Source organism: Halopiger xanaduensis SH-6, from assembly GCF_000217715.1.
GTDB lineage: Archaea > Halobacteriota > Halobacteria > Halobacteriales > Natrialbaceae > Halopiger > Halopiger xanaduensis.
In genome coordinates, this window is sequence record NC_015666.1 from 3,092,407 (window position 1) to 3,113,914 (window position 21,508).

The following is a 21,508-nucleotide window of genomic DNA, read 5'->3' on the forward strand; positions in this document are numbered from 1 at the left end:
TGACTGTATTTCTCGAGAATTGCCACCTTCAGTTCTGCAGCTGCTTCTAACGGCGATAGAACAGTGCAGTAGTGCAACCGGAAACGGGTCGTCGGGATAGTCTACCCAGAATGACACCGGCGACGTGGTCTGGCTAGGGGCAAGACTCTCGTGGTTGACGACCGAGACGACCCGATCGGTTCGAGGAGGCGGAGGATAATCAACTGAGTGGTACCAGCAATTATTGCAAAAGGGCTGGGACGGACGGAATGCTGCAACGATACTCGGGGCCGAAAAATCGGAATGGATCTAGTGATCGTTCGCGTCGCTATTCGCGCGTCGGTCGCGTTCGTCGTCTTACTCCGGCGAGAGGCCGTTCTGGAGCAGGTAGTGCGTGATGCGGTTCGAGGTCAGCCAGTCGTTGGTCTCGAGGTCGAAGTTCCACTCGTCGGCGTTGACCCAGTAGTGTTCGCTCCACGGGAAGACCATCGCGCCGGGGAGGAGTTGGTTGTGCGCCCAGGCGAGGTTGCTCGCGTGCTCCTGGACCTCCTCGTCGCTGTCGGCCGTCGAGAGCGCATCGAGCTCCTCGGGGATGTTGATCGTGACCGTGTCGCCCTCAGGGTTGCCGACCTCCGGCACCTCGACCTCTTCGCCGAAGAGGTCCCGGTCGGTCTCGTAAATCCCGCGGGTGGTGCTGTACATTTCCTCGTACAGGTCCGAGTGCGCGTGGTACTCGCGGGCCATCCCGTAGTTGAGGTGGATGGTCAGGTCGTAGGCGAGGTCGTTCTGGGTATCGGACTGCCAGGTTGGCATCTCCTCGACGTACCAGTCGACGTCGATCCCGAACTCGGCGAGGTTGTTGTACACCATCTCCGAGTGGTCCTCGAACCAGTCCCCGACCGGGAAGTTCAGCGTCCAGGTGTCGCCGTCGGGCGTCTCCCACATGTCGTCGCCGTTGCGCGAGAAGCCGACCTCCTCGAGCAGTTCGGCCGCTCGGTCGGTGTCCTGCGGCGCGTAGTTGGGCATCGCGTCGAGCACGTCCTCCGAGACGAAATTCTCGATGTAGCCGGAGTCGATGCCGCCGGAGTACTCGTCGACCGGCGTCCCCGGCGCCGTCACTTCGGTGACGTTCTCCATGTCGACGGCGTACGCGATCGCTTTGCGAACTTCGGGGTTGTCCCGGATATACTCGTCCTCGGCGCCGAAGATGATCGCGAGCGACTGCCCCGAGTAGGAGACCGGCGGACTGTCGTACTTGTCCGGGAGGCCCTCGAGGGTCGGGTCGTTGTGGATCCAGTCGGCGTCGCCCGACTGCATGCCCGCTTCGCCCGTGTAGTATCCGCAGCGCTGGTAGAAGTCCCAGTCCTTCGCGATCGGGTGGTTCTGGTTCGGCACCCGGTCCCCGTACTGTTCGTTCGCCTCGGCGTAGAAGAGCGGCCCCGAGAACTTGACCTGGTTCCACTCCGGCTCGAAGCCGATCACCTCTTCCTGAACCGTCTGCTGCTCCTCCTCGGAACTCGCCTCCTCGAACTGCTCGAGGAAGTCACCGTACTGCTCCGCGGAGACCGACAGCAGCGTCTCGGCCCACTGGGCCTCCCAGAGCCCCTGCTCGAGGTTCGCGTAGTCGTCGCGGGGTTCGATCTCCAGCGTGTAGTCGTCGACGGCGCGGACGCCCTCGTCGGGGTCGATGTACTGCTCGAGCCCCATCTGCATGTAGCAGTCCATCCGGATCCGCGCGGCGAAGTCCTCGGCCGTGATGTCGCTGCCGTCGTGCCAGCCGTAGTCCTCGCTGAGCTGGACCTCCACGAGGTTGTCCTCGCCGACGGTCCAGTCCTCGGCGACCCGCGGAACGTACTCGCCCATGTCCGTGTTGTAGATGGCAAGGTACTCGAAACAGGACTCCTGGATGTCGCCCGAGTTCCAGAGCTGGTGGTACTCGTTGAAGATATACTCCCCGTTGTACGGATTGGCGTTACTCGCGGGAAGCACCTCGTTCATCTCGTCTTCGTAGTTCTCCGGGACGTCCGCCTCGATCTCCTCTAGGTTGTTGCCGGTGACGTTGTCCGGATCCTCCCCGTTGCCGCCGCCGGAACAACCCGCGAGCGTCGCCGCTCCGGTTGCACCGGTCAGGGCCAACATCTTCCGTCGGGACAGATACTCCTTGCTCTGATGGTCTGCTGGCATCGGCCTAATATGTAATATTATACATTATAAACGTTTCGGGAGTGTCTCACACACAATGGGGGTGCGTTACCGCATCGTTCGAGTCCGTTCGGTATCGATTCAATCGGTCCGACGCAACGATGCTTCACTATTCGGATTTACCATTATATATCTTTTCCGTCAGAGCGTGCGGGTCTCGTTCCCCTCGGCGGCGTCGTAGATCGCCTCGATTGCCTGCATATCCACGAGGCCGTGCTCGGGCGTCGCGTGCGGCGATCGATCGTCGAGCACGCAATCGGCGAAGTAGTCGAACTCCTCTTCCATCTGGTCGACCTGCGGCGTCTCGATATCGATCGTCGTCTCGCCGACCGTCGCTCGAAGGCTGCTCTCCGAGTGGAACGCGGGCTCGATGCACAGCCGTCCGTCGCTGCCGACGATCTTCAGGAAGCTATCGAGCTGCGAGTGCTGGCTGGCCGTACAACTCGCGAGCGTTCCGTCCTCGAAGGTCACGTTGAACGCCGCGACCTCGTCGGGCACGTCCTCGAAGTACTCGTGGCTCGAGTCCATCATCGACTGGACGGCGACGGGGTCGCTCTCGAGGACGAACCGCGTCGTGTTCAGCGGGTAGATGCCGAGGTCGGTCACGCTCGTCCCGGGGCCGGCCAGGTCGGGATCCAGCCGCCACTGATCGGGCCCCCAGCCGGTGATCGACTGGGACATGTTTCCGTGCACGTGGACGGGGTCGCCGATCGCACCCTCTCGAACGAGTTCGCGGGCGCGCCTGACGGCCGGCTCCGTGTGCATCCGGTAGGCGATCATCGCCGGCACGTCCGCGGCCGCGTCCGCGAGTCGCTCCGCGCGCTCGAGGGTCGCTTCCATCGGCTTCTCGCAGAGGACCGCCTTGCCGCGGGCGGCCGCGCTCTCGACGAACTCGAGGTGGCGAGCGTTCGGCGTGCAGACGTAGACGGCGTCGTAGGCGTCGGCGGCAGCGCCGTCGTGGAACTCCTCGGACGACAGACCCGCTTCCACTGCGTCGTGCTCGGCGGCGACCCGCTGTGCCTTCTCCGCCGATCTGCTGACGACGACGGTCGTCTCGCAGAACGTCGAGTTCTCGATCGCGGGCATCGCCCGCTCTTTGGTCCACCAGCCGAGTCCGACCAGCGCGAACCGGACGACGCCGTCGTCGTCCGCCGACGCTTGCCAATCCCGATGTGTAAATGACTCTAGGTAGTCGCGTACGTCGTCTAACCCCATGTACAGTTGATTGCGGATACCCCGTAATAAATCGCGGCGGTTACGTGCGCGCTGTGCTGACCGGCAGCCGATGACAGTTCGTTACGGGTCGTTGCCACCGACGCCGGGGAACGAACGGATAGCCGGAGGCTATCCGCCCCAAAACTCGGGGTCTCACATGATGGAATGATATATATGACGAAAGCCCGAACGTGATATCGAATGTCACGTGCCACCGGTCTGTGGTCTCTCAACACCGTGTGTGCCAACCGACCGCACACGTCGTCCGACAGGGTGAGTGAACATGTCAAGTAATACGCTCGATACGGCGGAGGTGAACGATCGAACCGCGGCGGATCCCGTCATCACGGTTCGAAATGCAAACGTTCGGTTCGAGATGGACAAGGGGACGTCGAACGTGCTCAACGACGTCAGCATGGACATCCACCGCGGGGAAACCCTCGGGGTGGTCGGCGAGTCCGGCAGCGGGAAGTCGATGTTCGCCGACGCGCTGCTCGACGCCGTCGTCGATCCGGGAATCCTGACCGGCGAAATCACGTTCTATCCGAAAGACGGCGAACCGATCGACGTGCTCAACCTCGAGCCGTGGGAGCTGCGCGAACTGCGCTGGGAGAAGATCTCGATGGTGTTCCAGGGCGCGATGAGCGCGTTCAACCCGACGATGAGCATCGGCGAGCACTTCGAGGAGACGCTCGACGCCCACAACTGGGACAAGGAAGAAGGACTCGAGCGGGCGCGGGAACTGTTCTCCGATCTCCACCTCGAGCCCGACCGGATGATGTCCTCCTACCCCCACGAGCTCAGCGGCGGACAGAAACAGCGCGCCCTGATCGCGCTGAGCCTCATTCTCGAGCCGGAGGTGCTCGTCATGGACGAGCCGACGGCCGCGCTCGACCTGCTGATGCAGCGGTCGATCCTGAACCTGCTGTACGACATCAAGGACAAGTACAACGTCACGCTCGTGTTCATCAGCCACGACCTGCCGATCGTCTCCGGGTTCGCCGACCGGCTGGCGGTGCTCTACGCGTTCGAGTTCGTCGAGGTCGGCGAGGCGAACGAGATCCTCGGGAACTCGGTCCATCCCTACACGCGGGCGCTGCTCAAGTCGACGCCGAACCTCGACATCTCGCTCGACGAGATGCGGCCGATCGAGGGCGAGAGCCCGGACCCGGTGAGCCACCCGCAGGGCTGTTCGTACCACCCGCGGTGTCCGCTCGGCGACGAGCGCTGCGAGGTCGACGATCCGGAGTTTATCACGGTCAACGACGAGCACGAGGTCCGCTGTCACTACTGGGAACGCGCCGACGAAGCCGTCCCCCTCGCGTTCGGAGGTGACGACGAATGAGCGACGCCGACGACCCCGTCATCTCGGTTCGCGATCTCGACGTTCACTTCGAGGACTCGTCGATGCTGAACTCCGTGACGCCGTCGTGGCTCAGCGACCGGCTCGGGCTGGAGGAGGACCCGACCGTCCACGCCGTCGACGACATCAGCCTTGACCTCGGCGAGAACGACGTCCTCGCGCTGGTCGGCGAGAGCGGCAGCGGCAAGACCACCCTCGGCAAGACGATGGTCGGCCTGACCCGCCCCACCAGCGGCTCGGTCGAGTACCGCGGCCACGACATCTGGGACGTCCGCGAGGGCGAGGACGACGAGATCACCTTCGAGGAGATCCGCCGCTCGCTGCAGATTATCCACCAGGACCCCGGCTCCGCGCTGAATCCCTACCGCTCGGTCCTCGAGAACCTCGAGGTCCCGCTGAAGCGCTGGCACCCCGAACTCAACTACGCCGAGCGCCGCGGCCGGATCCTCAAGCTGCTCGAGCGGACCGGGATCAGCCCGCCGGAGGACTACGCCGAGCGGTACGTCCACCAGCTCTCGGGCGGGGAACAGCAACGCGTCGCCCTGATCCGCGCGCTGCTCGTCGAGCCCGAGGTCATCCTCGCCGACGAGGCGGTCTCGGCGCTGGACGTCTCCCTGCGCATCGGCGTGATGGATCTGTTCCTCGAGATGCAGGAGATCTTCGACACCTCGTTCGTGTTCATCAGCCACGACCTGGCGAACGCCCGCTACCTCGCCGGCAAGTCCGGCGGAAAGATCGGCGTGATGTACCTCGGGGAACTGGTCGAACTGGGGACGGCCGAGGAGATCATCCAGAACCCCAAACACCCCTACACCAAGGTGCTCCAGTGGGCGACGCCGGAGCTCGATCCCGAACAGGCCGAACAGGCGATGCGCGAGTCGCCGCCGGTCCGGAAGATCGACATCCCGGACGCGACGAACCCGCCGTCGGGCTGTCGGTTCCACACCCGCTGTCCGAAGGCCCGGGAGGCCTGCCGCGAGCAGTCGCCGGAGTTCTACGAGAGCGACAGCGACGAGCCCCACAAGACGAAGTGCTTCCGCGAGGTGGACGACCACGAGTACTGGGAGAGCGAGGACCTCGTCGACGAGGACGCGTTCGAGGAGTCGTCGACGATCGACGATTCCTCGGCGGCCGACTGAACTCGTTTCAGTGTATTCTACGACGACGTCGAGATTGACTTGCACTTCGTAACTGCGTCCGACCCGCGACCGACGACCTGCAACTCACGTTCTCCGCTCGAGTTCCCGTACTGCTACCGTCGCGTCGGTGCGAAATCGGCCGCCGACCGTTAGAACGGTTCCCAGTCGGAGTACAGTGCGATTCCCGTCCCGACGGCCGTCACCGCGAGGACCGCCGCACTCACCTGGCCGATGACGTACGACGCCGTTCCCGGCTCGAGGTAGAGGAACGACCAGCCGAGCAACAGCAGGAACCCGACCGACAGGGTGAACATCCACAGCCAGAGTTGCTGACTGTAACTGGATGGTTGGCGCGCGTGAGAGGTCGAGCGTGACATCGATGCGAACGAGTAGCGCGTCGACGTAGATAAACGTACGGGAGCGCTGATCGCGTCGCTGCAGCCACGTCCGAGGCGGCCGGTCGCGGGCGAATCGGTCGTCCGTGATGGCAGACCGCATGATTGATATGGTGTGGCATCAAGCCATTCTATCATGATCGACGTTTACATGGAGACGTTCGAGCACCCGTACCTGCTGGCGCTCGTGCCGATCGCCTGCGTCCTGTTTACGTTCGCAGTGGTAGCGAGCGTTCTCGGCGCCAACACGTGGGCCGGATTCCTGGCCCTGTACACGATGGCCGTGCTGATCATCTGCGTTATCGGCCACGTCGCCGTCTACACCATCGCGTACAGCACCGAAGTGCTGCGCCAGTGGCGCATCCGTCGCTCGAAACTCGAGTAACGGCGTCGAACCGCCTGCAACTCTTTTCCCCGGTTTCACACCACTCGTCACGGGTCCGACTCGCGATTCTCGAGGGACTCGAGACGAAAACCGAGGGATACCGGCGTTACGCCTGCGGAACGCGCCCCTTCTCGTCCGGCACGCCCGAGTGCTCGTAGAAGTACTCGCAGAGCCGGTCGCGCCACCGTCGGGCCTGCAGGACGTGTTCGTCGAACCGCTCGGCGACGTGGCGGTGCCGGCGCTCGTCGACGACGCCCTCGAGCGACTCCCACTTCGCGCGCAGTTCGCGGACTTCCTCGACGCCCGCGTAGCAGTTGTCGTACAGCGTCTGGATCACGGTTCGGCCGTCTTCGAGTTCGTACTCCCAGGGGAGGTGGTGGAAGAACAGCAGGAGTTCCTCGGGACAGGTCTCCGGATCGTCGTAGCGCTCGGTGATCGGATCGCGGTACTGGGCCGCGTAGCCGCTTCCCTCGGAGGTGCGGTCGACGCCGATGCCGTCCGCGGTCGCGCCGATGTACTCGGGCCACTCCTCGGGTCCCGGATCGTAGTGGTTCTCGAGGGCCTCCTCGCCGTTGTACATCATGTGCATCAGGCCGAGGCCGCCGGTGTGGTAGTCGATGCAGGCCTGCCAGGAGTCGAGCAGGATCTCGCTGACTGTGTCGACGACCTCCTCATCACGACCGAAGGTCTGGCGCGCCCACTCCTCGATGATCGTCTCGCTCTCGAGGTCGGGGTCCCAGCAGAGCCGGGCGAAGCCGTAGAGGTTCGACTGCAGAAGGTGGTTCCCGGTCCAACTGGGATCTTCGCCGACGATGCCGACGCCGGCGATGCCCTGACCGTCGCGCTCGGCGAGCACGTCCTTGACCGGCGTGCCCTCGCCGTCGGCGTAGGTGTCGAACTCGAGGACCTCCTTCCACATCGGGATGTGGGAGGTGGCGTGGACGCCCTGGCCGGTGTACTCGCCGGTGAGCTGGAGTTCGCAGCCGAGGTTCGTCTCGGGCATCGCGCCGAACAGCGTCGAGACGGGTTCGCGCTGCTGGAAGTCGATCGGGCCGTTCTTGATCTGGACGGTGACCTTGTCGTGGAACTCGCCGTCGATGTGTTCGAACGCCTCGTAGGCCTGGACGGCGCGGTCGTCGTGCTCGGAGTAGACGAACGCGCGCCACCAGACGCGGCCGTCGTGGCCCTCGAACGCCTCGCCGAGGACGTTTGCCCCCTCCGCATGTGACCGGTCGTAGTCGTAGGGGCCGGGCTGGCCCTCGGAATCGGCCTTGACGAGGAAGCCGCCGAAGTCCGGAATGATCTCGTAGATTTCGTCGACCTTGTCCTGCCACCACTGTCGGACCTCGGAATCGTGCGGGTCGGCCGTCTCGAGCCCGCCGAGTTTGATCGGGGCGGCGTAGTTGACCGAGAGGTAGATCCGAATGCCGTAGCGGCGGAAGACGGATGCGAGCGCCTCCAACTTCTCGAGATTGTCGCGCTCGAGGAGTTGCCAGCCGGCCCGTTCGGAGACGGCGTCGTTCGCGGTCGGTCGCGAGGGGATGCCCGTGTTGACGTTGTTCGGGACGACGCCGTTGATGCCGACCGATGCCAGCAGGCGCGCATAGTCGTAGTACCGCTCGCGGACGTCCGGCAGGCGCTCCCAGTCGAAGATCGACTGGCCCGCGTAGCCCCGCTCGACGGAGCGGCGGAACGGGTTGTCCCAGTGGTTGATGATCCGGGAGTTGTTCGCGGGCTCCTCGACGACGTCGAGGTCGTCGATCGGCTCGCCCAGCGCCACGCGCCGCAGCAGATGGAAGGTGCCGTAGACCAGGCCGCGGTCGCTCGGGGCCGTCACGACGGTACACTCGTGGCCCTCCCACTCGACCGTGCGGATGACGTACCCGTCCTCGTGGAGGTCCCAGACCTCGTCCGGATCGATCGTTTGGTGAATCGGCCGCATCTCTTCGGGGTGGCCGATCACGAGGAAGCTGTCGACCGAACGAGGCGGGTGCTGCCAGAGATGCAGTTCCCGGCCGAGCATCCCTTCGAGGCCCCGCCTGAGTTCGGCGCGAACGGCGCCCAGTTCCGGGGCGCCCTCGGAGACGTACGCGTGGGAGAGCCGCTCGCGGTACGGCGCGAGCTTCGAGTCGTCGACGCGCTCGTACCGGAGCCAGCAGTCGTCGTAGGTCGTATCGAACATTCGTGTGCCCATGAGTGACACTGCCCTAAAAACGTTCACGGTCCGTCGGCTATATCGGCGCTCGAGGAACGCGCGAACGGAGCGGAGCCGGGTCGGCGACGCGCAACTACGTGGATTCCTCCCCTCGAAACAGGCGCCAGTTCTTAGAACAAAAAACGTTATAGTTGTCTGTCTTGACTGCAGTGATACAATGCGAGACGATAGCACAGAGAGCAGCCGATACTGCGATCGCAAGACGGTCCGGCGCCGGCCGGTTCTGGCGTCGCTTGGGGCGCTGGGGACCGCCGGCGCCGTCGGAATTGGTGCCGGAACCGCAAGGACGGCCGCTGAGACGACTCAGGATACCGACTGGGAGACCGCGGCCGAGGAACGTATTCAGGAGCACCGAACCGCCAACCTCGAGGTGGCGGTCACCGACGCCGACGGAAACGAACTCGACGGCGCCGAAGTCGAGGTGACGATGCAGGAACACGCGTACGACTTCGGGACGATGATCCACGCGGAGTTTCTCACGGAGGGGACCGAGTGGGGAAGCCCTCTCGAGGCGCCCGACGGCACGCCGTTCGACGAGGACGACCAGCAGCGGTACCGCGAGACCGTCGACGAGTTGTTCAACACGGTCGTCCTCGAAAACCTCCACAAGTGGAACCAGTGGGAGGATAATCAGGAGATCGCCGACAACGCCGTCGACTGGGCGGTCGAGCGCGGTATGAACGTTCGCGGCCACGTCTGCCTGTGGGGCAACGTCGACGCCTGGGCGATTCCGGCCGACGTCGTCGAGGCAATGGGAATCGAGTGGGAAGCCGGCGGCGCGACCGACCCCGATCACGATCCGGAGTACGTCGTCGAGCGTGCGAACGAGCACATCGAGGAGATCATCTCCCACTACGGCGACGACGTCGCGGAGTGGGAGGTCAAAAACGAGGTCCTCCACGCGACGGCGATGATCGAGGCCGTCGAGGGCGAGGACGTCGATCCGGCCACCGCGGAGATCCTCGGCGACTGGTACGAGAAGGCCGAGGCGGTCGCCGACGAGTACGACGTCGACATCGCCGTCAACGACTACAACGCGCTCGAGGGCGGCTACGACGACACCCAGGCCGAGTACGAGCGGCAGATCGACTACCTGGTCAACGAGCGCGGGGTCGACCTCGACGGGATCGGTTTCCAGTGTCACTTCGCCAACGATGAGACGCTGGAACCCGACGAACTCCTCGCCGACCTCGAGCGCTACGAGGGGTACGGTGCGGGCTTCCGGGCGACCGAGTTCGACACGTTCCAGGGCAACTGGGAGAGCCCCGAGGAACAGGGCGAGTACCTCCGGACGTTCCTGAAGACGTGGTTCAGCCACCCCGACACCGACTCGTTCCTCGTGTGGGGCCACTGGGACGGCGTGCACTGGGCGCCGGACTTCGACGGTTCCGACCCCGACGGCGTCCTCTTCGATCTGGACTGGAACCCCAAGCCGGCCCACGACTACTACACGGAGCTGGTCTTCGACGAGTGGTGGACCGACGAGACGGGCGAGACCGACGGCGGCGTCTACGAGACGCGCGCGTTCAAGGGCGAGTACGAGATCACCGTCCGCTACGACGGCGCGGAAACGACGACGACGGCGACGGTTTCCGACGGCGGCGAGACCGTCGAACTCGCGATCGACGGCGGGTCGAGCAGCGGCGACTCGAGTGACGACGGTGATGACGACGGGAGCGGTGGCGACGAGGACGGGGCCGACGGGAGCGAAGGAGCCGACGGCGACAGCGTTCCGGGTCTCGGCGTCGCCACGGGGCTTGCCGGTCTCTCGGGACTCGCCGGCTACGCCCTGCTGCGAGGCGATGAGGAAGAGTCGTAATCGGATCCCGACCTACCGCTCCGCGAGCGCCGCTTTCACCGCATCGTAGGCTGGCTTCTCGTCGTACCGATCGTCGAACAGCAGCGGATCGCCGGTGTAGCGCTCGCCGAAGTCCTTGAAGCTGCGGAGCCAGGAACTGCCGTCGTGGACGCCCCACGTGACGAGCGTGTCACAGCCCGCGTCGCGGCAGGCTTCGACGACCTCGCGGTAGTAGTCGGCCTGAACCTCGTCGGCGTCGGCCGGCGCCTCGCCGGCGTGGAACGCCACGTCCATTTCGGTGATCTGCACGTCCAGACCGAGGTCCCGGAAGCGCTCGATGTTCTCGGCGATCGACTCGGGATCCGGGTGGTCGCCCAGCGCGTGCAGTTGGAGGCCGACGCCGTCGATCGGGACGCCGTCCGCGAGCAGGTCCTCGAGGAGGTCGTAGATGGCGTCGGACTTCTGGTTTACCTCGTCGGCGCCGTAGTCGTTGTAGTAGAGGTCGGCGTCGGTGACCTCGTCGGCCCAGCGGAAGGCGTCGGCGAGGTAGTCCTCGCCGAGCGCGTCGGACCAGACGGTCTCGCGCAGCGAGCCGTCGTCGGCGACGGCCTCGTTGACGACGTCCCAGGCGTCGATCTTCGCCCGGTAGCGGCCGGCGACGGTGTGGATGTGGTCGCGCAGGAAGGTTCGCAGTTGGTCGGGGGTGTAGTCCCAGGCCTGGAACCAGCCGGGCTTCTGGTTGTGCCACACGAGCGTGTGCCCGCGCACGTACATGTCGTGCTCCACGCCGAAATTGACGATCGCGTCGGCGTCCGCGAAGTCGTAGGTGTGACGCGACGGCCGGAGCGGCCCCATCTTCAGGGCGTTCTCGGGCGTCACCGCGTTGAACTCGTTTTTAGCGGTCTTCCAGTAGCTCGGGTCGACGCGAAGCGCGTCGGGATCGAGCGCGGCGCCGATCCGGAACTCGTTGCTATCGGCGACTGTCCGAAGCGTTGACTCGGTAGCCATCGTCTCGAACAGCGGTAACGAATCACATAAAACGTGTGGAATGCGGCAGGGTGGCACAACAGGTGGGCGCCAGCGCCGCGCCGCTCGAGCCCCTTGGTCGGCGCACAGGCGTAAGGGTTGTATGGCTGGTTTTCGAACCCTGTCCCATGGGAACGACTGAGACGCAGCGTACGGTCGCAAAGTGGGGGATGCGCCTCTCCGTGCTGGTCGGCGCGCTCGGCCTCGTGTACTTCACGACGCGCGGAGAACTCGTGACGGGCGTCGTCGTCGGCGCGCTGTTCGGCGTCGGCAGCTACTGGGAGTACAAACGCCGGATGCGCGACCTCGATCGCGTGGACGCTGCGGAGCAGACGCGGGATCCGTTCGAAGAGCGAGAGCGTCGCCGCTGAGTGGCTCGCCGACGCGTCGGCTCGGTCAGCGGTCGCGGAAGTACGGAACGATCTCGTCCTCGTAGTGGCGCAGCGTCTCGTCGAAGTCGCCAACCGGGATGAGAACCAGATTGTCCACGCCCGCGTCTGCGAAAGCCTCGATCCGCTCGATCGCCCGCTCGGGGTCGCCCGAGATCGTGACTTCGTCGACCGCTTCCGCCGGGATCCGTTCGGCAGCCGAGAGCAACTGCTCCTCCTGCTCGTCGGTGAACGCCATGTCCCGCATGATCGGCGTCTCCTCGGCGATCTCCTCGTAGCCCATCTCGGCAAGCAGCGGGGGGCGGAGCGCGAGCGTCGTCCGGTTGCGTTCGACCGCGATCTCTCGAGCCTCGTCGGCGTCGTCGGTCACCGTCGTCGGCACCATCACCGCGCGGTCGATCTCCTCGGGATCGCGGCCCCTGTCTTCCGCAGCCGAGAGCACGCGCTCGAGGTCCGCGGCGTACTGGTCGGGCGAGTGGATCCACGGGAACCAGCCGTCGGCGACCGCGCCCGCGAAGCCGCGCATGCTGGGGCCGTAGCCGCCGACCCAGATCGGCGGGCGGGGATCCTGGACCGGCTTCAGTCCCATGTGGGCGTCCTCGAGGCCGTAGAAGTCGCCGTCGAAGGAGAACGGATCGTCGGCCTGCGAGTTCCAGAGGCCGTCGATCACTTTGACGGCCTCGACGAACTGCGAGAAGGGATCGTCCCACTCGATGTCGGTCATCGGCGTGAAGTTGAACGCTTCGCCGGCGCCGATACCCAGCGCCGCGCGGCCGTCGGTCATCCGGTCGAGGGTGACGGTGCTGTGGGCCAGTTCCGTCGGGTGGCGCCGCACCGAGTCGGTGACGCCGGGCATGATCGTCGCGCGGTCGGTGTGCTGGGCGATCGCGCCGAGCACGGTGAAGGCCTCCCAGGGCGGATCGACGAGGAACTCGTCTGAGCCGGTCGGATGGAACAGGTGGTCGGGCAGCGTCAGCACGTCGAAGCCCGCTTCCTCGGCGCGTTGCGCTTGTTCGACGGTGCCGGTGACGTCGCCGTACGTGACAACCTGGCAGCCGAACTGCAGGTCGCTCGGATCGGTGCCGTTCATGGACGGGCGATTCGTCCACCCGCGGTAAATAGGTGGGCGGTTCCCCCGCCCGTATCCGTAGTTTTATAGTCGATTCGACGGGACGTGACGCGTATGAGCTTCCTCGACGAGGACTACTTACTCGAGACCGCGGCCGCCCGAGAGCTGTACGACGCGATCGCCGACCTGCCGATCGTCGACCCCCACACGCACGCCGACGTCGCCGAAATCGTCGAGAACGACGGCTGGGACGACATCTGGGAGGTCGAGGCCGCCACGGACCACTACGTCTGGGCGCTGATGCGCAACTGCGGCGTCGACGAGGAGCTGATCACCGGGGACGCCGACAACCGGGAGAAGTGGACCGCCCTCGCCGAGGTGTTTCCGCAGTTCGCCGGTAATCCGACCTACGAGTGGGTCCACCTCGACCTCAAACGGCGGTTCGGTATCGAGAAGCCGATCTCCGCCGAGACGGCCGACGAAATCTGGGAAGAGACGAAGACCCAACTCGCCGCCGACGATATGCGCCCGCAGGAACTGCTCGCCGAGATGAACGTCGAGGTCGTCGGCAGCACGGACGACCCGACGGACGATCTCGAGTACCACGAGCGCGCGGTCGAGGAGGTCGAGGGCGTCGACATCGTCCCGACGTGGCGCGCGGATCGGGCCGTCAAGATCGAGCGTCCGGAATGGACCGACTTCGTCGCCGAACTCGAGGCCGCGACCGAGCTCGGCACCGACGACTTCGACGGCTTCCTCGCGGCGCTCGAGGCGTCCCACGACTACTTCGCCGAGCGGGGCTGTCGGGCCTGCGACCTCGGGATCGAACAGCCCGTCTCGCGGCCGGTCAGCGACGAACGCGCACGCGAGATCTATCAGCGGGGGATCGCAGGTGGCTCGCTCTCAGAGCGCGAGGTCGAGGATTTCCAGGCGTATCTCACCGAGTACATCGGCGAACTGAACGCCGCGAAGGGATGGGTCACGCAACTGCATATCGGCCCCGTCCGCAACTACCGCGACTCGCTGTTCGAGCGGCTCGGCCCCGCCGCCGGCGGCGATATCTCGACGCAGGACGTCGATCTCGCGAAACCGCTCGAGCACTTCCTCAACCGGTTCGACGACGAGATGAACATCGTCTGCTACACGATCGACCCGACCCACTACCCGACGATCGCGACGATCGCCCGGGTCTTCCCGAACGTGACGGTCGGCCCGGCCTGGTGGTTCAACGACAGCCCGTTCGGCATCGAAGGGCAACTCGAGTACGTCGGAACCGTCGAACTGCTCTCCCAGCACGCCGGCATGGTCAGCGACTCGCGAAAGCTCCTGTCGTACGGCTCGCGCTTCGAGATGTTCCGCCGCTCGTTGGCGAACGTCGTCGGCAATCAGGTCGACCGGGGGCAGGTGCCGACGGATGTCGCGCACGACCTCGTCGAGCGGCTCGCGTACGACCGACCGAAAGAACTGTACGGCTTCTGAAGACGGAGCGGCGGCTCCGCTTGCTTCACCTCGAGCGGGTGCGGGTGCAGGTGCGACAGGCGGCCGGGCTCACCGTTTCTCGTGCCGCGCGGTCGAGTTCAGACCGAGTCGAACGTCCACCGCTGGTGGGCTTCCCCGTTCCAGGTGTACTGCTGAACGTTGGCCCCGTCCTCGGTCGAGGCGTCCGAAACGTCGAGGGCTTTTCCGCTGTGGACTGGTTCGATGCGGTACTCGCCGTCGCCCTGGTCGCTGAGGTAGAACCGCTGGTTGTCGCCGCCGCCGTCCGAGTATTGCTGGACGTTCGCGCCGTCGTCGGTCGAGGAACTCTCGACGTCGAGGACCTTGCCGCTGTTGACGTTCTCGATGCGGTACTCGCCGCCGCCGGTGTCCTCGACGTTCCACTGCTGGTTCTCGCCACCCCAGTACTCGTACTGCTGGACGTTCGCGCCGTCGTCGGTCGACTCGTCCGCGACGTCGAGTCCCTTGCCGCTGTCGACGTTCTGGATGCTGTAGGTGCCGTCAGCAAGCGAGCCGGACGATCCGCCGCTACCGTCGTCGCTGTCCGATCCGTCGCCTCCGCCGCCGCCACCGCCGCCGCCACCGCCGCCGGACTCGCCGACCGTGACGCTCGAGCTCCCGCTGCTCTCGTAGCCTTCGGTAGCTAGGATCTGGTAGTCGTGAGACCCCATGTCCATGCCGTTGCTCTCCCACGCGTCGAAGTGGTTGCCGGCGGTGATGGTGCCGCTGCTGCGGGTGGACTGCCGGACGCTCCAGTACTGCGGGAAGGTCGCCTCCCCTTCGATGGAGGGGGCGTTTTCCCGCAGCGACTCGTAGATATCGTAGGTGCCGCCGTCGCTGGTGACGGTACCCTTGTAGTCGTGTTCGGGTCGATAGCTGCCGTGGTTCTCGATGATGTAGTACTCGACGAGCGGATCCGTCGTCCACCCGTAGAGACACAGGTACCCGTTGCTGCCCCCGTTGAACGAGGCCGAGTAGTCCACCTGTCTTCGCGCGCCGGTTTCCCAGCCCTTGCCGCAGACGAAGTTCCCCGTGTCGTTCCACTCGACGCTGTAGTCGCCGCCGGACTCGAGCGTCATGGTGACCGTCCCCTCCGAGTCGGTCCAGAACGAGTAGTAGTACCCCTCGTGGGTGCCGGTCTCGTTCGAGGTGACGTCTCGGGCGGCCGCGACCGGGTTCGCTACGGCTCCGATGCCGAGGCCGGCCGCTGCGGTGGCCGAAACTGCCTTCATGTAATCGCGGCGGTCGAACTCCCGCGGACGCCTGTCGTCCGCGGCGACCGCATCGGTTTCGGTCGGTTCGTCGTCGCTGGTCCAGTTCTCGATCGCGTCGCTCTCGGTCAGTTCGTCGGTCGATACGTTCGTCTCGCGCGTATTGTCGTTCGTCATCGTTCTATTGGTGATCGGATGGCGTCTCGTTCGTCCGATTCGCCGCGTCGTGTTTGACCCTCGGTACCGATCACCGAGGGTTGCCACGACACACCAATGGCCAATGGCAATAGTTATTAACTTTTTCTAGAATTTAGTTATTAAAATTATAATACACTATCGTTGTCGGTATCGAACGAACGACCTCGACGACCGACGTTGGCGTCGTTCGATCGACAGCCGGCGGATCGACCGGGAGTTCGAGCGTGCCACGCTCGAGAACGGCCGTGTATCAGAAACCGCTCGCTGATCGGCGATAGACGCGAAAAAGACGGCTCGAGAGCTGTCGTTACTCCGCGTCGACCGACGTCTCCGTGAAGTACGTCCGCGCGGTCTTCGGGACCTGCTTCGTGTCCGTTACCTCGAGGTCGGCCGTTCCGACGATACCGTCGGCCGAGCGGCCGATGCGAATCTCGTATGGGCCTTCCTCGACGGCGAGGTTCATACTGAGATCGTGGAACGCGAGCTGGGTGGCCGACAGGTCGAACGCGACGCGCTTGGACTCGCCGGGCTCGAGCGAGACGCGCTCGAAGCCCAGCAGTTCCTGCACGGGCCGGGCCTGGCTCGCGTTCGTCGCCCGACCGTAGCACTGGACGATCTCGTCGCCGGCGCGGTCGCCGACGTTCGCGACCGTCACGCTCGCGGTGAACGAGCCGAGCGGCGTGACCGAGTCGGTCGAGAGCGAGACGTCGCCGTACTCGAACTCGGTGTAGCTCTCGCCGTGGCCGAACGGGTAGACCGGCTCGCTGTCGGTGTAGACGTAGTCCTTGTTCGCGGTGTTTTCCTTCCGGTTGTAGTAGACCGGCAGCTGCCCGACCGACTTCGGCAGCGAGACGGGGAGCTTTCCGGCGGGGTTGTTCTCGCCGAACAGCGTCTCGGCGATCGCCGTGCCGCCTTCGTCGCCCGGGAGCCATGCGTAGAGGATCGCGGGCGCTTCCGCGGCGATGTCCTCGATGGCGTGGGGCTTGCCGCTGACGAGGACGACGACGACCGGCGTGTCCGTCTCGAGCAGTTCCGCGACGAGTTCCTCCTGGACGCCGGGCAGGCCGAGGTGGGTCACGTCGCAGCCCTCGCCGCTGGTCGGGACGCTCGGCTTTTCCTCCTTCTCGGCTTCGACGTCGGAGAAGTCGACCGCAGAGCGCGCGCCGACGAACGCGAGCGCGACGTCCGCGTCCGCGGCGGCGTCGGCCGCCGCGTCGAAGCCGTCGGTCGAGGGGCCGGAGATCGTACAGCCCTGTTCGTAGGTGACGTCGAGTCCGTCGCGGGCCTCGAGCGCCTCGAGCGGGGTGACGGCGTCGGCCTCGTACTCCTCCTCGGGGTAGTGGGCCGCGTAGGCGTAGTCGCCCATCAGCTCCTTCGGGTTGTCCGCCTTCGGACCGACGACGGCGACGTCGTCGACGTCAAGCGGCAGCAGGTCGTCCTCGTTCTTGAGCAGCGTCATCGACTGCCGGGCGGCCTCCCGAGTAACCTCGCGGGCTTCGTCGGTGTGGAACGCGTCTGCGGCCGCGTCCACGTCGACCGCGGGATCGTCGAAGACGCCCTTCCGGAACTTCTCCCGGAGGATGCGGCGCACCGACTCATTCAGCGTCTCTTCCGCGAGGTCGCCCTCCTCGACGGCTTCGACGAGGTGTTCGCCGTAGTACTCCGTGTAGGGGAGTTCGACGTCGATCCCGGCCTCGAGAGCCTGGACGGCGGCTTCGGGTTTCGTGCTCGCGGTCTCGTGTTCGGTTACCAGGTGGCGGACGCTGTAGTAGTCGGAGACGACGGTGCCGTCGAAGCCGAACTCGCCGCGCAGGACCTCGGTCAGGAGCCACTCGGAGTTGGCGCAGGGGACGCCGTCGAGGTCGTGGTAGGCGTTCATCACCGACTCCGCGTTGGCCTCGCTGATGACTGCCTCGTAGGGGAACAGGTGGGTCTCCCGCAGTTCCCGCGGCCCGACGTTGAGCGAGGAGCGGTTCTTCCCGCCGTCGGTCGCACCGTGGCCGACGAAGTGTTTCAGCGTGGCCGAGATGCCGTCCGCGCGGCCGTCGCCCTGGAGTCCCGACACGTACGCCCGCGCCATCTCGGCGACCATGTACGGATCCTCGCCGAAGGTCTCCTCGACGCGCCCCCAGCGTAGATCGCGGGCGACGTCGAGCACCGGCGAGAGCGCGTGGACCGTGCCGATCCCCTCGAGTTCGCCGCGGATCGTCTCGGTAACGGTCTGTAGTAGCTCCGGATTCCAGCTGCTGGCCATCCCGAGCATCTGCGGGAAGGTCGTCGCCTCCGGCCCCATGTAGCCGCTGAGACACTCCTCGTGGGGAATCGCGGGAATTCCGAGGCGCGTCTCCTCTCGGAGGTAGGTCTGGAGTTCGTTCGTCACGCGTGCGGCCTCGCTCGGCGCGAGGCTCCCCTCGCCGCCGAGTCGCGTGAAGTGACCGATCCCGTGTGCGAGCCACTCGTCGACGGCGTCCCAGTCGATCTCGCCGTCCTCGTCGAGGAGTCGATCGGCGTTGACCGAACCCAACTGGGCGGCCTTCTCCTCTACGGTCATCCGCTCGAGGAGGTCTTCGACCCGGTTTTCGACGGATTCCGATTCGTCCTGATACGCAGCGGTAGACAGCTCGGGTGTCACACCTGACCCGTTGTGAGCGATCGTCTTAGTATTTCTGACAGTGGTTTCGCGGCGGCAGTAGCGGCGAGCGCCCGACAAGCGGCCAACGGGTTGGCGACGGGCATCGTTCGCCGCTCGTACAACGACTCGTCTCGTTGCTTCACCTGTATCCGTGCATACTGGATAGGATTCTCTACTAAAGAACTACGTTCCGTCTACCAGAGAGCGTGCTCAACGCACGGCCGTGCCAGTTGACGTCGCGTTTTACCCTACTACATTACATGGGTACGCGTGTAATATTACCTGCGAGGACGAGCTACTCCGTCTCGATCACGATGCTACTGACCCACATATCGTGTGAAATAACTCCCGCTATGCGATGCAATGAAGAATATGATTCTCTTATTCAGAACAAGATCTAATTATTAGTTCGGTAACTCTCCCCCGTATCCTCAATCGGCGGACGGACGATGCGCCGACGCGGGTCGCCGATCGCGCAACCCTCGACCGAGTTGTTGACGACGCCCCACCGAAATCGGCGTTCGAACTCTAACTATCGTTCTACCGGGTTCCGCCGACGATTCCGAGAGGATACCGTCCATTTTACTGGAAAAGTAACCGATTGCTAGATAATCGCCGGTCAATCTCGAGTAATACGCCTCTTTTCGCGGCAGTCCGTTTTTATTGAAACAGTAATTTTATTAGGGTTGGGAGGCAGTACATCAGTATCAATAAACGATGACTAATTGGCTCATTAAGCGAGTGGGGCAGAGCGTGCTGACCGTCGTGGTCGTGTTCCACCTGACGTTCGCGCTGGTGCGGTTGATGCCGGGCAACCCGTTCGAGGCCATGGTCGCCCAGATGTTGTCCGAGAATCCGAACAACCCGGCTGCGGCGCGGCGGCTCGTCGAGATTTACATCAACATCAATCCCGACGCGCCGATGTACGAGCAGTACCTCGATTACATGTCGTCGATGCTGCAGGGCGATCTAGGGTACTCGATGTCGCAGCAGGAGTCCGTCAACCAGATCCTCGCCGAGGCGGTACCGTGGACGATCTTCTACATGTCCATCGCGATGGTCGTCACGTTCACGACGAGCATCTGCCTGGGTGCGATCATGGCCTACTACGAGGGCTCGAAGTTCGACACGGCGATGACGGTCGTCGCCGTCGTCGAGAGTTCGACTCCCTACTACGTGGTCGCACTCCTGATGTCGTTCGTCTTCGCGTACCAGCTCGGCTGGTTCCCGACCAACTCCCGGTACCCCGGCGCTGCCGAGATCGGGCTGAACGGCGAGTTCGTCTTCGGCGCGTTACACCACGCCGCCCTCCCGATCCTCTCGCTGATCGTGACGGGCGCGGCGGCGTCGCTCAGTATGCGCGGAAACTCGATCAGCGTCCTCGGCGCAGACCACATACGGGTCGCCCGCCTTCGCGGGCTCCCGCCGACCCGGATCGCCCTTCGCTACGTCATGCGCAACGCAATCCTGCCGCTGTACACCGGACTGCTCTTGCTCCTCGGGTTCATGATCGGCGGCTCGATCATCCTCGAGGACATCTTCCAGTACCGCGGGATGGGCTGGTACATGTACGAGGGGGTCCAGAACCGCGACTACCCGCTGATGGTCGGCGGCTTCATGGTGATCTGTATCACCGTCGTCATCATGATGTTCATCGCGGACCTCACGTACAGTCGACTCGACCCGCGCGCGAAGACGGGCGGCGACGACATGGAGGTCTACGGGAGCGCGGCCGGCGTTCCGATCCGGACCCAGATCAAGCGGTACATCAAGCGCCTGACGAACAGCAGCGAAAAGCGTGCCGACGGCGGCACGACGACCCACGGCTTCTTCGGCGAGGAGGACGTCATCGACGTCGACCGAAAGGACGTCCTCTACCGAAAGTTCGATCGGTCCTTCTACGCGCCCGCGAAGATCGTGCTGAGCGACTGGCGCGGACTCCTCGGCACGGCGATCCTCGCCGGATTCGTCTTGATCGCGCTCTTCGGCGAACGGTTCGTTCCGAGTCCGACGGCGACGTTCGACCGGTGGGTGTCGCCCCTCGACTTCAATCCCGCGCACCCGCTTGGAACGACCAACGGCGGGCAAGACCTGCTCTCGCTGATGGTCCACGGGACTTCGCCCGTGTTGATCATGATCACGGTCGGCGCGTTCGCGACGGTGACCCTCGGGGTCAGTATCGGCGCGACCGCCGGGTTCCGCGGCGGCAACACCGACCGCCTGCTGATGACGCTCTGTGACATCATCGTTTCCGTCCCCGGCCTCCCGCTGATCATCGTCATCGCCGCGATCGTCGAACCGCGCCACCCGGCGATGGTCGGGCTCGTCCTCTCCGTCGCAGCCTGGGGAGGTCTCGGACGCTCGATTCGCTCCGAGGTGCTCAAGGTCAGAAGTCAGGAGTACGTCGAGGCGTCCCGCGCGATGGGGGTCAACACGTTCTCGATCATCCTGAAGGACATCCTGCCGAACATCTGGCCGTACATCCTCATCAACCTCGCCAACAACGCCCGCAACATCATCTTCTCCTCGGTCGGGCTCTACTTCCTGGGCTTCCTGCCGCGCAGCACCCGGAATTGGGGCGTCGTCCTCGACGCGGCACAGAGCAATAACGCGCTGTACTCGGTCGGTCAGATCCACTACATCGCCGTCCCGGCGGTGTTCATCATCGCCCTGTCGATGGGTCTGATCCTCGTCTCGCAGTCGCTCGACCGGATCAGCAATCCGCGGATCCGGGCCCGTCACGCGAAGTCGGTCGACGAAGAAGAGCCGGTCTGAGCCGACGGGGCACGTTTCTC

Annotated in this window: 15 protein-coding genes; 7 read left to right on the forward strand and 8 right to left on the reverse strand. The window is 64.8% G+C overall.

Annotated features, from left to right (window positions below):
- Positions 1–336: 336 nt before the first annotated feature.
- Together HALXA_RS15125 and gfo6 are read right to left on the reverse strand one after the other, a co-directional pair.
- Positions 337–2,163 (reverse strand): ABC transporter substrate-binding protein, encoded by a 1,827-nt coding sequence (locus HALXA_RS15125; RefSeq protein ID WP_013881259.1) that lies wholly within the window; start codon positions 2,161–2,163, stop codon positions 337–339.
- Between the two features lie 159 nt (positions 2,164–2,322).
- Entirely contained in the window at positions 2,323–3,396 is a 1,074-nt protein-coding gene (gene gfo6, locus HALXA_RS15130; protein ID WP_013881260.1) for a D-xylose 1-dehydrogenase Gfo6, read from the reverse strand.
- Between the two features lie 283 nt (positions 3,397–3,679).
- Between gfo6 and HALXA_RS15135 the strand changes: the two genes are divergently transcribed.
- Positions 3,680–4,741: an ABC transporter ATP-binding protein gene (locus tag HALXA_RS15135; RefSeq protein WP_013881261.1), complete on the forward strand. Its 1,062-nt coding sequence runs from the start codon at positions 3,680–3,682 to the stop codon at positions 4,739–4,741.
- Positions 4,738–5,898, forward strand: a complete 1,161-nt coding sequence (locus HALXA_RS15140; protein ID WP_013881262.1) for an ABC transporter ATP-binding protein — start codon at positions 4,738–4,740, stop codon at positions 5,896–5,898. The genes HALXA_RS15135 and HALXA_RS15140 overlap by 4 nt, the downstream gene beginning before the upstream one ends.
- 149 nt (positions 5,899–6,047) lie before the next feature.
- On the opposite strand, the gene HALXA_RS21730 is transcribed toward HALXA_RS15140, so the two are convergent.
- Positions 6,048–6,275 carry a hypothetical protein gene (locus HALXA_RS21730; RefSeq protein WP_148263648.1) on the reverse strand — a complete coding sequence of 76 codons (228 nt, stop codon included), beginning with the start codon at positions 6,273–6,275 and terminating at the stop codon, positions 6,048–6,050.
- Positions 6,276–6,429: 154 nt separating this feature from the next.
- Here HALXA_RS21730 and HALXA_RS15145 point away from each other — a divergent pair, with 154 nt between their 5' ends.
- The gene (locus HALXA_RS15145; protein ID WP_013881264.1) at positions 6,430–6,678 is read left to right on the forward strand and encodes a hypothetical protein; all 249 of its coding nucleotides are present in this window, start codon (positions 6,430–6,432) and stop codon (positions 6,676–6,678) included.
- 106 nt (positions 6,679–6,784) lie between these two features.
- On the opposite strand, the gene HALXA_RS15150 is transcribed toward HALXA_RS15145, so the two are convergent.
- Positions 6,785–8,860: an alpha-glucuronidase family glycosyl hydrolase gene (locus HALXA_RS15150; RefSeq protein ID WP_013881265.1), complete on the reverse strand. Its 2,076-nt coding sequence runs from the start codon at positions 8,858–8,860 to the stop codon at positions 6,785–6,787.
- A gap of 190 nt (positions 8,861–9,050) precedes the next feature.
- On the opposite strand from HALXA_RS15150, the gene HALXA_RS15155 reads away from it, so the two are divergent.
- Positions 9,051–10,712, forward strand: coding sequence for an endo-1,4-beta-xylanase (locus HALXA_RS15155; protein WP_013881266.1), 1,662 nt, complete (start codon positions 9,051–9,053; stop codon positions 10,710–10,712).
- A 12-nt stretch (positions 10,713–10,724) separates the two neighbouring features.
- Here the strand turns inward: HALXA_RS15155 and HALXA_RS15160 are convergent, their stop codons facing one another.
- On the reverse strand, positions 10,725–11,699 hold the full coding sequence (locus tag HALXA_RS15160; protein ID WP_013881267.1) for an endo-1,4-beta-xylanase: 975 nt from the start codon (positions 11,697–11,699) through the stop codon (positions 10,725–10,727).
- Positions 11,700–11,845: 146 nt separating this feature from the next.
- Between HALXA_RS15160 and HALXA_RS15165 the strand changes: the two genes are divergently transcribed.
- Positions 11,846–12,088, forward strand: a complete 243-nt coding sequence (locus tag HALXA_RS15165) for a LapA family protein (RefSeq protein ID WP_013881268.1) — start codon at positions 11,846–11,848, stop codon at positions 12,086–12,088.
- Between the two features lie 25 nt (positions 12,089–12,113).
- Here HALXA_RS15165 and HALXA_RS15170 read toward each other — a convergent pair whose 3' ends face one another.
- The gene (locus HALXA_RS15170) at positions 12,114–13,196 is read right to left on the reverse strand and encodes an LLM class flavin-dependent oxidoreductase (protein ID WP_013881269.1); all 1,083 of its coding nucleotides are present in this window, start codon (positions 13,194–13,196) and stop codon (positions 12,114–12,116) included.
- 93 nt (positions 13,197–13,289) lie between these two features.
- Between HALXA_RS15170 and uxaC the strand changes: the two genes are divergently transcribed.
- Positions 13,290–14,654, forward strand: coding sequence for a glucuronate isomerase (gene uxaC / locus HALXA_RS15175; protein WP_013881270.1), 1,365 nt, complete (start codon positions 13,290–13,292; stop codon positions 14,652–14,654).
- A gap of 98 nt (positions 14,655–14,752) precedes the next feature.
- Here the strand turns inward: uxaC and HALXA_RS22700 are convergent, their stop codons facing one another.
- Both HALXA_RS22700 and HALXA_RS15185 read right to left on the reverse strand, forming a co-directional pair.
- Positions 14,753–16,060 (reverse strand): glycoside hydrolase family 11 protein, encoded by a 1,308-nt coding sequence (locus tag HALXA_RS22700; RefSeq protein ID WP_013881271.1) that lies wholly within the window; start codon positions 16,058–16,060, stop codon positions 14,753–14,755.
- Positions 16,061–16,388: 328 nt separating this feature from the next.
- Positions 16,389–18,632 carry a glycoside hydrolase family 3 N-terminal domain-containing protein gene (locus tag HALXA_RS15185; RefSeq protein WP_049895483.1) on the reverse strand — a complete coding sequence of 748 codons (2,244 nt, stop codon included), beginning with the start codon at positions 18,630–18,632 and terminating at the stop codon, positions 16,389–16,391.
- Between the two features lie 798 nt (positions 18,633–19,430).
- Here HALXA_RS15185 and HALXA_RS22205 point away from each other — a divergent pair.
- The gene (locus HALXA_RS22205; protein ID WP_013881273.1) at positions 19,431–21,488 is read left to right on the forward strand and encodes an ABC transporter permease subunit; all 2,058 of its coding nucleotides are present in this window, start codon (positions 19,431–19,433) and stop codon (positions 21,486–21,488) included.
- Positions 21,489–21,508: the final 20 nt, after the last annotated feature.